Genomic DNA, 15,604 nt, shown 5'->3' with positions numbered 1-15,604 from the left:
TCACAAAGTACCCATAAGGGGCACTAAATATACAATAAAAGAGTGGCTTGGCCACTTTTTTATTTTTATAACTTTCTCGAAGTATCTTGTTAGGGTGTTAAATTTTTATCCGATAGCTAGCATCCATAACACTCTCACTCAATTAAATGGGAGTTAACGGCTGCACGCTCCTGGACGAGGTGCCCCTTGAGGGTATAAGTTCAACTAAGATTCAGATGGGGATCAAACCCCACCTGAATCAAGTTTCACTTTATAAAAAAGGAGAATTAAAATGGAAGATTTAAAAGATATAGATATAAGTAAATTGCCATCACCTTGCTATTTGGTAGATGAAAGACTTATTAAAAAGAATTTGGAAACTTTAAAATATGTTCAGGATGCAACAGGTTGTAATATTATTCTTGCAACTAAGGCATTTTCTATGTATTCAACTTTTCCTTTAATCGGAAAGTACTTAAAAGGGGTTACTTCAAGCTCTTTACATGAAGCTAGACTAGGATATGAAGAAATGGGAAAAGAAGTACATATATATGCTCCAGCGTATAGAGAAGATGAGTTTGATGAAATAATGAAATACTCAGACCATATAGTATTTAATTCTTTTGGCCAATGGAAAAAATTTAGAGATAAAGTAAAGGCTAATGATAAAAATATTGAATGTGCTATTCGTATTAATCCTGAATATTCTGAAATAGAAACAGATATTTATAATCCATGCTTTATAAATTCAAGAATGGGAGTTACTTTAGATAACTTTGAAGAAGATGAGCTAGAAGGAATAGACGGCCTACACTTCCATACTATGTGTGAACAAAATTCTGATACTTTAGAGCGTACAATAAAGGTTGTAGATGAAAAGTTTGGAAAATACATTAAGAAGATGAAGTGGATTAATTTTGGTGGAGGACATCATATTACAAGAGAAGATTATGATTTAGATACACTAATAAAATCTATTAATTTTATCAAAGATAAATATGGAGTACAAGTATATCTAGAACCAGGTGAAGCTATTGCCTTAAATACAGGTTTCCTAATATCAACAGTTTTAGATACTACTAAAAATGGAATGGATATTGCAATCCTAGATACTTCAGCGGAATGTCATATGCCTGATGTACTTGCAATGCCATATAGACCTAATATTATAGGCTCAGGGAAACCAAATGAATTTGAATTTACTTATAGATTTGGTGGGCCAACTTGCCTTGCAGGTGATATAATAGGAGATTATTCATTCAAGGAACCATTAGAGCCAGGAGATAGGCTTGTATTTTGCGATATGGCTATTTATTCAATGGTTAAAAATAATACCTTTAATGGTGTGAATCTTCCTGCAATTGTTAAATATAGTGAAGAAAAAGGTGTAGAAATAATAAAGCAATTTGGATATGAAGACTTTAAAGGTAGATTATCTTAGGAAAATAATATAAAAAGTTTATTAATAATTATAGAAGAGTATGTGATATTAAATATATCATATGCTCTTTTTTATACATATATGGAATTTTTTAAATAAAATTAAATATATTTGAAGAATAAAAATATTGGTATTTTCTGATTATTTATTGGTTATTTTGTTAGGGATATTTAGGGAATAAATAGAAGAAGTTTAATTAAATTTTAAAAGCTTAAATGAGATATGATTGCTAAATATTAAATTTTACAATTCACAATCGTAAAAGTCAATACAATTATCGTAAAATGTTATAAATCAATAGTAAAACGATGAAAAATTAGTAGAATGGCAGTAAAAATTTATTTACGATTGAATTTGTACATTTTACGATAAGGGCGTTTATTTATTTAAAGTATTATGCAAGAATTTTATAGGACATTTTATTAAAAGGATGTTGAAATAAATAATATTATGAAAATAAGCTTATGTTATTAAAAAATAAATTTATTGTATACAAGGGGGATTCAAAAGTGGATGTAATAGCGCAAACCAACAGAACCATATTATTTGAGGAAATCAATCCAGAAAAATTAGATTTAATCACTGTTGTAGGGGATACAAAAGGATTAAATAGTTTAAATGACGATAAGATAAAAGAAATTAATGAACTTCTTTTAGTAAATAGCTTTGACGAATTTTTAGATAAATTCGCGCCAGTTGTATATTCCTTTTATAATGCAAATAATCAAAAAGTAATGTACACATTAAAAAAACCAGAAAATTTTCCACCTGAATTAATAACTGAAATTCCAATTAATCAATCTAATGATTTCTTAAAAATGTTATTTACTTTAATTGACACAAAACGTGCACAAGGAATAGCTAATGTTGACTTTAAATTTGAAAATTTATTAGATATGATATCGCCTAAAAAAGTAATGGACGATATAAGACAAACTAGAAAAGAAATTCAGTATACATATAGCAAGTATGACGTTTTAGATGATGAAGATCCAAGTAAATTAGATTTAGGGGACAAGCTTAATGTTATGTTTGAAGAAGCAAGTTCAAATTATAACAACATAATGGCAATGCTGCCTCTTGCAATTGAAGATATAAAAACTAGATTATTACTTGGCGGAGATGATAATGGAAAGTCAAATGAACCTCTTAAGCTTGGTGTTTTAAGTATGGGCGAAAATGGAGAATTAAAGGTTATAGAAGCTCCAAAGACAGAAGAAACTTCGCTTATTGCAATAGATGATAAGGCCAATACTGGATTAATTCAAGCTTTTGAAGATGATTATGATGAAGTCAATGAAGTTAAATCTGATTATGTAAAAAGCTTAGTGGTAAGAACCTTCTGTCCACTTGCATCAACAATGGAAAGTTCTGTTGATTTAGATGTAGAAATAAGCAATTACAATACTTATTTAGAATTTTACAAAAGTTCAAAAGATGACTTTATAAAAACAGTTAAGCCGCTCATAGAAAAAATCATGGGTGTAAAAATGTTTTTTGATCAATATCAAACAAAAAACAAGGGAATGAAGCCAAGTCTTTTAGTTACAAATACAAAGCTTAGTAGACTAGTAAATTCTCAAAACCTTCCAAGGTTAAATACTTTCTTAAGTTCTGTAAATGATAAAAATGATTTTGATAATACTATTTGGTTTGGAATAGTTCCATCAATAGAACTTGAGGCACAAACTAAGAAGCAAGTTAGAGAAAGATTTAAAGCTAATAAGCAAGTTGAAAAGACAGATTCAAATTCTATGGAAGATTTAGCAATGCTTTTAGATACAGTTCAAAAATATCGTCTGCAAATATTCTTTAGTTTTGAACCAAGAGAAGATACAACCTTTAATCATATAGCTACAGCAGGAGTTGAAAAATTTATAGATAAATGTGAGCCATTATTACGTAAGACTTACAGTGAATTTGCAATTCCATGCATACCAAACTTTACTGTTATTCCAAAAGAAAAATCAGGAGTTGTCTTGGATAAGAGAATGATACTTGCAGAAAATGGAGTAGCAGAATTATCTAAAGAAAAAGAAGATATATTAAAGCTTTGGATAGAAGGGGTTTATATTGGAAGTTCATATATAGCAGCAGGAATTGTAGCTGCATATCAATGTCCAGAATATTTAAGAGAAAAGTTTAAAGATGTATATAGTGAATATCCAGGTGTTAGATTTGATATTGAATCAGGATCAAATGCTTTGATGATTACAACTACATTAGCTAAAGAAATATCTGGTTTTACAAATGAAATCAAAAATATGATAAATAGGAAAAACTTTGGGTTTGTATTTTCATCAGAAAATGCAAAACTTCAAGGTAAAGATATAAAACAAATCACTGTGTACAAAGCAAGAAGCTTACAGGCTACTGAAAATGATTTTGAATCAATATATAAGACATTAGTTACAACATATATAGAAAGAATCTTAAGATTCTATACTAATGATTTCAAAGAAGATAATATTATTAAATTCTTTAGTAACAATCCAACAAGTGTTAAGAGTAAGTGGATGGCACATAAAGGACATAGTAATGCCATTATTAAAGATGGAGATGATATTAACTTTGTAATAAATGAAAGAACTGGAACTTGTAATATCGACTTAGTGTTTAACGGAAATGTTAAGAACTTAGAAGTTGAAATAACTCGTAATGATGCACATGGTGAAGTTAGTTAATTATAATAGATGTTAAATTTAATATCTATTTTAATTATAAATAAAAATTAAAGGGAGGATAAAAAATGGGATTTAGAGTAAAGGTTGAGGGTGCTGAAAGTATTGATTTAAACATTGAAAGTATCGAAACTGTAGAGTTTAAAACAGATACTCCAGATGATTCAAATGCACGTTCAACAGATTTAGGAACTTCATTAATGATTACTGGTAAAATTTTAACACCAGTAAATGGGGAAGCAGCAGACACTACAATTAAATTAGCTCAATGGTCGCTTGTACCAGCAGAGAAGGCTGATTGTTATAGAAATGTAAAAGTAGATGTTATTTCTGCTTCCCAAGTAGTAAGACAATTTACACTACCTAATGCTTTTGTAGTAGACTACGAAGAAGATTATGGACATGTAGAAGGTGTAGGTACATTTAAATTGTACGTTAAACAAAAGAAGGATAAAACTGCAGGTGTTAAATTTGAAGGCGGTTTTGCTGAATAAAATTATAATTAAGGAGGAAGCTTAAAATGGGATTTAGAGTGAAAATTGAAGGTGCAGAAACAATTGATTTAAGCATAGAAAGTGTTGAAACTGTAAAACTTACAACAGATACACCAAAAGATTCAAATGCAAGATCAAAAGATGTTGGAAGCACAATGGTTATTTCTGGTAAGATCTTAACAGCTGTTGATGGTGATCCATTTGATAGCACAAGAAAAATGGGAACTTGGTCATTAGTTCCAGCTGAAAAAGCAGACTGTTATAGAAAAGTAACTGTTGAGGTAATTTCAGCAGACCAAATTATAAGAAAAATAACTTATCCAAATGCTTTTGTAGTAGATTACAAAGAAACTTTTGGAGACACTGAAGGTATAGGTACTTTTGAACTTGTTGTAAGACAAAAGAAAGACAAGCTAAGTACAGTTACAATAGAAGGCGGATATAGCGCTTAATATAGTGGTATCAAGCCCAAATAAGTAACATATTATGTTACGGTTTCTTTAAATTTTGATGGATGGTTCTAAGACCAGAAGTTGCACTCAAAAGGCTTGCTTCAATAGATGAAACTCGACCCACATGCGTTCGCTGAGTAAGTTCGAGGGGCTAAATATAAGATTTGGACTCTCACTTAAGTCTTTTGGAACAACTTCTGGTCAAGAATCATAACCATCAAAATATCAATGAAACGCTCCACATAATATGTTACTTATTTCTAGTATAGATACAAGCAAACCAAAGGGAAGAAATATCTACATCCATATTCTAAATGCAACACTGCACAAAAGAGCGTATTCCCTTTCTGGTATTATATGTATTTAATGATATTTTTCTAATTAACAATGTACATTTTACAATGAATGCTGAAAAGCCTATGGGCTTTATAAAAATAATATTAAAAGATATTCCAAAGGAATATCATCCTAAATTGTTAACTGTAAACTGATTTAAGTGGGTGTAAAGTGAAAGATTATTATAAAATATTAGGCATACCTATGACTGCAACTGGTGCTGAAATAAAAAAGGCGTTTAGAAGTTTAGCTAAAAAGTATCATCCAGATAGAAACCCAGATGATAAGGAAGCCTTGAGAAAATTTCAAGAAGTAAATGAAGCTTATGAAGTTTTAAGCAACGAAGATTCAAGAAACAAATACAACAATGAAAGATCTAATAATAAAGAGAATAACAGTAATAAAGAAACAAAGAGTAGAAATAATAAATCAGATAATAACAAAAAATATCAAGATAAAGGTGAAAGCATAGAAAACTTAAATAAATATTTTGAGAGTTTTTTTGGATTTGATGCTAAGTCTAATAACATCAATAAGGATAAATTAAAAAAAGAAAAGAATCCAATAGATACAAGCAAAATGTTTGATAGTTTTTTTAATGTAAAAAGAAAGTAATGGAGTGGTTACTTTGAATGATGAAAATAACGTGAAAATTAATAATAAATTACTTATGACAATGGAATTAATCAATGTTTTTATAGGAATTATTATTGCTTTAATATTTATAGTTGCCTATATGACAATAGATTCAACTTATATAAGAGCATTAATAATATTTTTAGCAGCAGGCTTTGGAATAGTATGTTTTGTTAACTTATATAAAAGACTGCATAAAGAAGAAATAATAAAAGATGAAAGTAATATTAACAGAATTGAGTTAGTAAACGAGGAAAATGAAATTATTAGAACTTGGGAAATAGGGGAGAGAATATCTTTTATTATTGGTAAAAATAGAGGGGAAAATGATGTTTATATAGATTTAAGTACTTCAATATATTCAAGATTTATTGAAAATAATCATGCAGTATTAAATTATGCTGCCGGAAAATGGTATATAGAAGATTTATCAGAAGAAAGTGGAATTAGCATACAAAAAGTTGAGGATGATAAAAAATATAGAATTGTAAAAGATGCTCCGTGTGAATTAAAAACAGGGGATATTCTGTTTATTTCAAAAGTTAAACTTTTACTAAAATAAGCTACAGTATTGATAATTTATAATTCTCAAAAATAAAAAGTCGTGGACTTTTTTACATTAACTAAAAACTGTAAATTGTAGACTGAATTGATTGGAGTGATATAAATGGGACTTATTAGATGTCCAAACGGACATATGTTTAGTGAAAGACGTTATGGAAGTATATGTCCATATTGTAATATAGATACTTCTAAAAAGGAAAGACCAGAACCTGTTCAAGAAATATTAGAAATCGAAACTAATTTGCTTTATCAAGAGGTTGAGCCAGTTTGCGGATGGCTTGTATGTATTGAAGGAACAAGAGTGGGTAAAGATTATAAAATAAAAAATGGAAAGAATTTCATAGGTAGAGCAGATGATATGGACATTCAAATAATAGGAGATAATCAAATTGCTATTAGAAATCACGCAATAGTAGTATATGATCCAAAGAAAAAGAATTATGTATTATTACCAGGAGATTCTTCGGGGATTGCTTATTTAAATGAGGAACCAGCTTACATGCCGTCAGAATTATCTGCTTATGATGTAATTGAACTTGGAAAGAGCAAATTCCTATTTGTACCGTTTTGTGGAGAACATTTTGAATGGCAGGATAATGAGTAGGTAGCAGTCATGGTGAAGATTAATGAGTATTCTAATTTAAAACTAATCTTTATATTTTTAGTTGTGCTGGCGATTTTGCTAATAATAAAGAGCATTTTATTGAGATGGATTTATATAAATAATTTGGAAATAGCAAAAAAAATATCAATTGGGTATGAAGAAATCCAAGAAGATTATGTGGAAACAGTAACTACGGTTAATGGAACCTTAGCTGTTTTAGCTGATGGACTTGGTAATAATGAAGTGGGAAGAATTTCAAGTATGGTAGGGGTTAAGACAATAATTACTGCCTTTAAAGAAGAGGGCAGCAAGGAGAGGATGACTTACTTTTTTAATAAAGCTTTTAAAAAAGCAAATCATGAGATTATAAAGAGGGTTGAGAAAGATAAAGGCGGCGCCAGTGTACTAAGTGTAATAATAAATAAAAATTTATTATCCTATGCTTTAGTTGGAGATGTTATGCTTGCTATTTTTAGAAATAATGAGCTTGTAAGATTAAGCAAGGGACATTCCATAAGTGAAGTAGCTAAAAAGGAATATTATAATGGAAAAATTCAAAAGCAGGAAGCTCTATATGCCTTAAAGGAAGAAAAATTATTATATTATTTAGGACAAGAATCCGCTGAAAATATAGAGATTTCAGATACACCAATAAAGCTATATAAAAATGACATTATTGTACTTATGAGTAAAGGTGTATATAAAGGTCTAAGCTGGATAGAATTTGAGAAAATTTTAGGGGATAAAAATATTACTATAAATGAAAAAAGTGAAGAAATAATGGAAAGAGTAAAAGATAATTACAAAGATAACTGTAATGGCAGTATTATGCTTATGAAATACACAGGGAAATGACTAAGTTTTAAGGCGCAATTATCAACGTATAATTATTAACTGTTAAGTTATAAAAAAGATTGATTGTTCATTATAGACTGTGAATTGTGCATTAGTCATTGATAGAATAACTAAGTTAGGGTGAAGAAAATGAGGAAGCTAAACTCAAAATTTAAGACAAGTTTTGTATCAGAAGAAGGAACTTATCTGGAAAATAAGGATTACTTTGCATATGTTGAATTAGACAATTATGCCTGTTATGTAGTAGCTGATGGAATTGATGAAGATAAGGAATTAGAAAGTGCAAAAATTGCAGTGACAGCCTTTATAAAAGATTTCACAGCAAGGCCTACTATGAATAGATTTATTTTGAAAAAGTATATAAGAAATGCAAATAATGAATTAATAACAAATAGTAGAAATGTTAGATTGAAGGCATCAATTACAGTAGTTGTTACTAATTACAATAAATTAGTCTATTCAAATATAGGAAATACAAGATTTTATTACTTTAAGGATGGTTATTTGAGAGAAAAAAGTAAAGATCAATCCTTAGCACAGCAATTAGCAGATGACGAAATGATTTCTTTAGATGCAATGGCAAAGCATACTGAAAGGAACAATCTTTCTTCATATTTAGGACAAAATAAGTTAAATAAAATCTACATATCAAAGAAGATTAAGCTTTCAGATGGAGATGTATTTGCACTTCTTACAAAGGGAGTATGGGAAAACTGTGAAGAAAAAGAAATAGAGGATTCTTTAGAAGGTGCAAAGGAGCCTAAAGAAGTTATTGATAGCGTTGAAGATATGGTTTTGTCAAAGCAGCCAAAGCAAATGGAAAATTATACTTTGGCAATGACTTTTGTAGAAAAGGCATATTTAGATCCTAAAAGAAGCAAAAAAATTAAAATAGCCATAATAGCTGCAATACTCTTACTCTTAATTATAGCAATAGGGGTAGGGGCATTTATAATTTATAAAAATAAGAAGCAGGATGATATTGCTACTATGGCAGTAGATAAGAAAAATGCTGAAGAATATATAAAGTTTGGAAATATGGAAAAAGCTGATGAAGAGTATAAAAATGCATTAGATATAGCCAAAAAATATAAGCTTGAAGATGATATAAGGATTTTAGATGATGATTATAAATATGTAGGAATTATAGTAGATGGAGATAAAGCTTTAGATAGTAAAAAATATGAAGATGCTCTAGATAAATATGTTTTGGCATTGGAAAGAGCTGGTGATGCTGAAGATATAGGTAGAAACTATGTATTAAAGAAAATTGACATGGTTAAGAATTGTATAAAAGTAGCAGATTTATTGACCTTGGCAGATAAGCAGCTAGATGGTGGACAAACTGAGGATGCCTTAACAAATTATCTAGCAGCTAAGGATTTAGCCTTAGACTCTTACTTAAAAGATGAAAAGAAAGAGGCTATGGATAAAATACAAAAGATTTATGATCAAAAGGCTGCTGATGCAAAACAGAAAAAAGATGATGAAGATAAAGCAGCAAAAGATAAGAAACAAGCAGATGATGATGCTAAGAAAAAAGAAGAAGACACAGCTAAAAAGGCAGAGGAAGAGAAAAAGGCTGCCGATGAAAAATTAAATAAAGCTATAGATCTTAGAAAGAATGGAGATTTAAGCTACACAAAAGGTGATTATGTAAGTGCAAAAATGTATTATGCCTTAGCCAAAGAAGGTTTTGAGGAAATAAATTCTCATAGTTTAGCTGATGAATTAGTAGAAAAAATAGCTCTTATGGATAAAAAAATTAATGAAGTGGCAGATAAAAAAGGTGAAGCAGATAAATATATGCAAGAAGCAGATAAAAGATATTCAGCAGGTGATTCAGCTTCAGCAAAGGTATTATATCTTTTAGCTAAAGATGTATATAACAGTTTAGGAGATACGGATAGCGTATCAAAAGTAACTGAAAAAATAACAGCCATAGATCAAGCTTCAGCCAAAGTTCAGGCACCAGCAAAATAAATTAATAGTTAACGTAGGTGAATAAAATGGATGATAGAATTTATGAGAAATTAAATGAAATAAAGGATTTGAATGATAGGGTACTGCTAAAGCAAATAATGAATAGTGTATTTGAAGCATTAGAAGAACATTCAAATAATAGAATTAATGAAATTGAAAAAAGAGTATTTAGTGAGTTGCATTATATAAAAGAGAAGTACAATATTTATTCAACAATAGTAAGAAGAGAAAAAGTTGATGTTACAGATGAATTTTTATTTCCCATGTTAAAGGAAGATATAGAAGAAAAAATTTATGATACTGCAGAAATCCTAAATTTACTTGAAATAAATGAGCATAAGAATTTATTTAAGATTTTTCTTAAATGCGACTATCTGATATTTAAAGAATTTATCAATGAAAATTTTAAAATAAAGGGACTTATTAAAACAGATAAGAAAATCCATGAAGCCTACTTTACAGTTGTAGAAAATAATCAATACAAAAATAAAATTCATAAATTATATGAAAGTTTTATAAATAGTAATATTGCATGGACAACAATAAATAATCCATATATTCATAAGATTGCAGATGTTGTATTAACAGCATGTGAAGATAAAATCCAAGGTGATGAGAATATAACTGAAATTGAGCTGGATTTTGGAGAATACAGCAAGTATGTGGAATATGATATGGTTCCTCTTTGGAATGTAAAAGAACTAAATTTAAAGTGCGATGGATTTCCAATGCCATGTATTGATAAAGTTGGTTATGAACATAATATTTCAATTGAAAAAGAAGGTGAGAAGAATGGTTATTTAGTGGATAATGAAAATCATGCTATTAATTGGGTAATGTTCACTAAAAAATCAGTAATAATTTCTTCTAATATACAAAAAGCAATGGCATGGAAATTATTAAGTATTATTAATTTTGATAAAAATACAAAGAAGAAATATAAATATGAGCTTATGAGTAATGAAGTTAATATAAATTTCTCTAATAAATTAGCTTTTAATAAATCTCATACCATAAAAACTAAAACAGAACTTGCAAGGCTTATAAATTCTTTTAAAGCATCTAAATATTTGAGATTTACTGAGGCTACACTTATGGAAGAGGCTTTAGATGAAAATAAACAGACCTATGAAGTTAATGATTTTATTATTGATGAAATAAGAGAAGAGAATATAAAAAAATCGTTGATTTTATATTTTGAACCTATTAATAAAGAAAATTATTTGAATAAAGATATTTTAAGCTTTTTAGTATCAGAAGTTCAATTTATTTATCCAGAATATAAATGTGAAGGAAGATTACTATGAATTATATTTGGGAAATTTTATTAAGAGCTGATGAAGAGAATATTCCTAGAGAAGAGATTAAGTTTGTTCAAGCTGAAATATGCAGCCCTTATATGGAAATTGCTTTTAATGAGCTTAATTCAAATTTGTTGCCAGAAAATAATGTTATTGAAGTAAATGAATATTATAGGTTTTATGAAATCTTTAAAGACTTATTTAATATAAACATTGATGAAAGTAGAGAGCTTAGGCAAGTCCTTTCAGATATATTGTTACATTACTTAGGGGGATTAGACTTAAAACAAGGATTAAATAAAGGGGAAATATATAAAAAATTTTTATATAAAGATATATTAAACAATGTGTTTGGTAAAAGATTAGCTGAAAATATTAAAGATTTTAGTAAGGAAGAAAAGAATAGTATGTTAAATAGCTTTATTATTTTATATAAAACAGGAACCTCTCTTAAATTATTCAAACAAGTGGTTAAAGAAATATTTAAGAATAGTATAGTTTATTCAAATAAAGAAAAGCCAAAGAATATTTATATTTATTTATCAGAAGCAAAGCAGAAAGAACTTGAAAGCAAAATTAATGTTATTTTAGAAACTTTTTTACCAATAAACATGAAGCCCTTTGTATTTTGGGATAAACATTTTGGGATTATAGGATTAGATAACACTATGAGAATTAATGAGATAGTTATGGTTGAATAAAATAGGGTGAAGTATCAATTCACAGTTAATAAAGAAATATTATGTAGAGTTTTGAAACTATGAATTGTAAAAAATTTAGGAGGATAAGATGAGTTTATATTCATATAAGTTACATAAAGGAAATGAAAGCCAAGTTACAAAAGCTAAATATAAAGAAAAAGATTTAAGACTGATGACTACTTTTCAGTTAAAAGAAATATGTAACAAAGAAAAATTAGTAAAGAGCATAATTAATCCTCTTGATAAAGAAGAACTTATAAGGCTGATAATGAAATACAGAGGAGAAAAAGATACAAAACTTATAAAAAAACATCTAATAGGCGGAAATGAGCGGATTGAGAGATTATTAAAAAGAAGTAATAAAGAAATAATTAAAACTAATGTTAATATAGATTATCCAGGGAAGATCACCCTATATGAGAACATTGGACTTGATATTTTTGATAATTATATTTTAAAGAGCAATGAAAAATTAGAAGAAGGAAATGTACTGTTAGTTGATAATAATTTCAAAGTCTGCACTATACTTAATATAAAAAAGTTAGTGTATGGCAATGAAGAAAAATATTATTTAACTAAAGGAGATTTTATAGAGGCAAAGGAATCTGAAAGTAAGCATTACAGTCTTTTATTCTTTTCCGAAAAAGATTCAGAGGTGCTTTATGATACTTATGAAGGTGACACAATTGAAGTGGATTATACAATAAAGTTTAATTCACTGCCAATATTGGAATTTGAAGTAAAGCCATTATTAGAGACAAAAATACCTTTAGCCATTGATTTTGGAACCTCAAACACAACAGCAGGTATTTATATAGATAAAGAAATATTTCCAGGGTTAAATGAGAATTTATTTCAAAATAAGGAATATGAAAACTATGAAGAGGATAAGGTAAAATTCGTAAAAATAATCAATGAAAATAAAGATGACAAGGAAATAACTCCACTTATACCAAGTGTAGTTGGGGTAAAACATATAGAAGAAGATAATATACAATATATCTTTGGGTATGATGCAATGAGGGAATCAAGAAGAAGGTATGTAGACGATGGAATGAGCCTTTTCTATGACATAAAAAGATGGGTAAGTGATTTTGAAAAAGAAGAAAAAGTAATTGATGTAAGAGAAAAAACTACTTTTATAAAAAGAAAAGAGATCATTAAAGCGTACTTAGAGTATATTATAGCTTTAGCTCAGCAAAGGTTTAAATGTAAGTTTAAAAATATTTATATTTCATGCCCATCAAAACAAAAATATAAATTTCATACTTTATTTAAAGATATTTTAAGTGATTACACAGTTGAAAGTGAAAATATTTTAGAAGAAAGCGCAGCTGTACTATATAATACTATTTCTGAACTAATTGAACAAAAGAGATATGTTCAAGGAGAATGGTATAAAGCTCTTATTATAGACTGTGGAGGAGGAACTACAGATTTAACAGGCTGTAGCTTTTCAATAACTAATAGCAGAGTTTCTTATAAGTTAGATATAGAAACCTCTTATGAAAATGGAGATACAGACTTTGGAGGAAATAACCTTACCTTTAGAATAATGCAGTTTATAAAGATATTAATGGCAAATGCTTTAGGTAATGGAAAAGAGGCAATAAAAAAAGCTATAATAGATGATTTCAAAATGGATATATTTAGATTTGTGGATAAGTTAGGAATTAATGAATTGTATGGAACTCTAAAGGAAGAATATGAAAAAGCAGAAGCAATAATTCCTACAAAGTTTCAATTATATGAAACAAGAAGTAAAGAAGATTATTGCAAGGTAAGAAGCAATTACTATTTCTTATTTGATTTAGCAGAGGAAGTAAAAAAACTGTTCTTTGCAAATCCTGATATTTTAAATATTATTTTGAAACCTGAAGATCGGAAGGAAAAGAAAGAGGACACAATCAATTTTGATAAATGGAAATTATCTTACATGAATAAAGGTAATTTGCAAGTAGTAAAGGAAGCTCCAAGTATTTCACTTAGCATATACGAAATTGAAACTTTAATTAAAGGTGATGTCTATAACATAATAAAGAAGTTTTTAGAAAAATTATATGAAAATGAAGAACTATATGATTATTCACTTATTAAGTTAACTGGACAGTCATGTAAAGTAGAGTTATTTAGAGATGCTTTAAAAGAATTTATTCCAGGAAGAATAATAGAAATCAATAAGAGCAAAAAGGAAAATAAGGAAGAATACGAATTAAAATTATCCTGCCTTAAAGGTGCTTTGAAATACTTATATGATAGAAATTTTGGATATGCAGAGATAAATATAGAAAGTAAAAAACCAACCCTTCCATATTTACTAACGGCTTATACCCATACTGGAGAGCAAAAGGTATTGATAAAAGGAAGAGAGGTTAATAAAGGTTTCATATCGAGATTCATGGATAGAATTCTTCTTAAATTATATTTAAAAGATAGTCATGACAATGTTAAGTACGAATACGATTATCAATTTAATGAAGAAGAATTAGAACAAACAAATGCAAAAATAATAGGAGAAATGTATCCAAATATTAATCAGCATGAAACAGATAATATAGAAAATAATGAAGTGAAGTTTTTTGTTTGGGAAGAAGAAGAGCTTTGGGGCTTTTATGTATTAGCCATCTTAAGAAAAGATGAAGAACTATATATAGGAAGAGAACAATTCTTCTACTTTGAAAATGATAAATGGGAACAAAACTTCTTTGACGGAATGAAGTAGCAACATTTATGTAACCAAGAACTTATACAAATGAAATGTGGTTTTGTGAGTTTGGAGGAGAAGGAGGTAGCAAATATGTTCCAAAATAATTATCCACTTTTTAATAGTGGACGACTTTTGAAAATTGAAATGTTGGAGGAGCTTAGAGATTTTCCAAGAGAATTTTTTTATGCTCAGTTTAAGGGATATTCTGATGGAATCATATGTGGGTGTGATTTAGAAGTCTCTGATAATTATATATGTATAAGAAAAGGAGTAATAAAACATCAAGATACACTTTATATTTTAAAGGATGAAGAGAAAATTTCATATGAATGCAATAATAAATTGATGATTTTAAAAGTAAAGTTTTTACAATCAGTAGAAAAAGCAGATTTTAGAAGCAATTTTACAGAAATTAATTTAAGTGAAGAACTTTCGTCAGAAAATAATGAAATTGAAATTTGTAGATTTAAATTAAGAAATGGTGCAAAACTCAGAATAAATCATATGGACTTCAATGATTTATCAACAGAATACGATACTGTAAATACAATTAATGCACCGTATTCTACTTATGGAGACATAAGTTTAAGTCCTGAAATATTAAGAAGATTTGGAACAGAACTATTAGAGTTAAGTTTAAGTGAGTCCTGGGATATAACTTTTGCAATGCTGTGCGTTCAAAGCAAGGAAGCCATTCAAAAAGAAATAATAGTCAGTTATCTAATTAATAAATTAAACATTGAAAGAAAAAGTTACTCCAATGAAGAGTTATATAATTTTCTTTTACACGTATTAAATAGCGAAAAAAATGGACAAGGAAGTAGGATGAATAAAGGAAGTGGAAGATTTAAGAAAATTTTAATTGATTAG

Annotated in this window: 14 protein-coding genes; all 14 read left to right on the top strand. The window is 28.4% G+C overall.

What is annotated here, in order from left to right:
- Nucleotides 1–271 precede the first annotated feature (271 nt).
- Nucleotides 272–1,420 (top strand): carboxynorspermidine decarboxylase, encoded by a 1,149-nt coding sequence (gene nspC / locus GXK56_RS04685; protein WP_160685650.1) that lies wholly within the window; start codon nucleotides 272–274, stop codon nucleotides 1,418–1,420.
- A 509-nt stretch (nucleotides 1,421–1,929) separates the two neighbouring features.
- Nucleotides 1,930–4,104 carry a transcriptional regulator gene (locus GXK56_RS04680; protein ID WP_160685648.1) on the top strand — a complete coding sequence of 725 codons (2,175 nt, stop codon included), beginning with the start codon at nucleotides 1,930–1,932 and terminating at the stop codon, nucleotides 4,102–4,104.
- Nucleotides 4,105–4,169: 65 nt separating this feature from the next.
- Nucleotides 4,170–4,595, top strand: coding sequence for a membrane-associated protease 1 (locus GXK56_RS04675; protein WP_160685646.1), 426 nt, complete (start codon nucleotides 4,170–4,172; stop codon nucleotides 4,593–4,595).
- 26 nt (nucleotides 4,596–4,621) lie between these two features.
- A complete protein-coding gene (locus GXK56_RS04670) occupies nucleotides 4,622–5,047 on the top strand; it encodes a membrane-associated protease 1 (RefSeq protein WP_160685644.1) in 426 nt (141 codons plus the stop codon).
- 314 nt (nucleotides 5,048–5,361) lie between these two features.
- Complete coding sequence (locus GXK56_RS27955) at nucleotides 5,362–5,538, top strand: hypothetical protein (protein WP_207710257.1); 177 nt, start codon at nucleotides 5,362–5,364, stop codon at nucleotides 5,536–5,538.
- Nucleotides 5,539–5,554: 16 nt separating this feature from the next.
- Entirely contained in the window at nucleotides 5,555–5,998 is a 444-nt protein-coding gene (locus GXK56_RS04665; protein ID WP_160685642.1) for a DnaJ domain-containing protein, read from the top strand.
- Nucleotides 5,999–6,011: 13 nt separating this feature from the next.
- Nucleotides 6,012–6,581 carry an FHA domain-containing protein gene (locus GXK56_RS04660; RefSeq protein WP_160685640.1) on the top strand — a complete coding sequence of 190 codons (570 nt, stop codon included), beginning with the start codon at nucleotides 6,012–6,014 and terminating at the stop codon, nucleotides 6,579–6,581.
- Nucleotides 6,582–6,686: 105 nt separating this feature from the next.
- Nucleotides 6,687–7,187: an FHA domain-containing protein gene (locus GXK56_RS04655; protein ID WP_160685638.1), complete on the top strand. Its 501-nt coding sequence runs from the start codon at nucleotides 6,687–6,689 to the stop codon at nucleotides 7,185–7,187.
- 9 nt (nucleotides 7,188–7,196) lie between these two features.
- Nucleotides 7,197–8,042, top strand: a complete 846-nt coding sequence (locus GXK56_RS04650; protein ID WP_160685636.1) for a protein phosphatase 2C domain-containing protein — start codon at nucleotides 7,197–7,199, stop codon at nucleotides 8,040–8,042.
- Between the two features lie 129 nt (nucleotides 8,043–8,171).
- Nucleotides 8,172–10,025, top strand: a complete 1,854-nt coding sequence (locus GXK56_RS04645) for a serine/threonine protein phosphatase (RefSeq protein ID WP_160685634.1) — start codon at nucleotides 8,172–8,174, stop codon at nucleotides 10,023–10,025.
- Between the two features lie 26 nt (nucleotides 10,026–10,051).
- Nucleotides 10,052–11,332, top strand: a complete 1,281-nt coding sequence (locus tag GXK56_RS04640) for a normocyte-binding protein (protein WP_160685632.1) — start codon at nucleotides 10,052–10,054, stop codon at nucleotides 11,330–11,332.
- Nucleotides 11,329–12,027, top strand: coding sequence for a hypothetical protein (locus GXK56_RS04635; protein ID WP_160685630.1), 699 nt, complete (start codon nucleotides 11,329–11,331; stop codon nucleotides 12,025–12,027). Before GXK56_RS04640 ends, GXK56_RS04635 begins: the two co-directional genes overlap by 4 nt.
- A gap of 88 nt (nucleotides 12,028–12,115) precedes the next feature.
- Nucleotides 12,116–14,749 carry a molecular chaperone gene (locus GXK56_RS04630; RefSeq protein ID WP_160685628.1) on the top strand — a complete coding sequence of 878 codons (2,634 nt, stop codon included), beginning with the start codon at nucleotides 12,116–12,118 and terminating at the stop codon, nucleotides 14,747–14,749.
- Nucleotides 14,750–14,824: 75 nt separating this feature from the next.
- Nucleotides 14,825–15,604, top strand: coding sequence for a hypothetical protein (locus GXK56_RS04625; protein WP_160685626.1), 780 nt, complete (start codon nucleotides 14,825–14,827; stop codon nucleotides 15,602–15,604).

This window comes from Clostridium sp. C2-6-12, from assembly GCF_009928485.1.
Taxonomy (GTDB): Bacteria; Bacillota; Clostridia; order Clostridiales; family Clostridiaceae; genus Clostridium.
The sequence above is the reverse complement of the archived record's forward strand: the minus strand, read 5'-3'. Positions and strand labels throughout refer to the sequence as shown.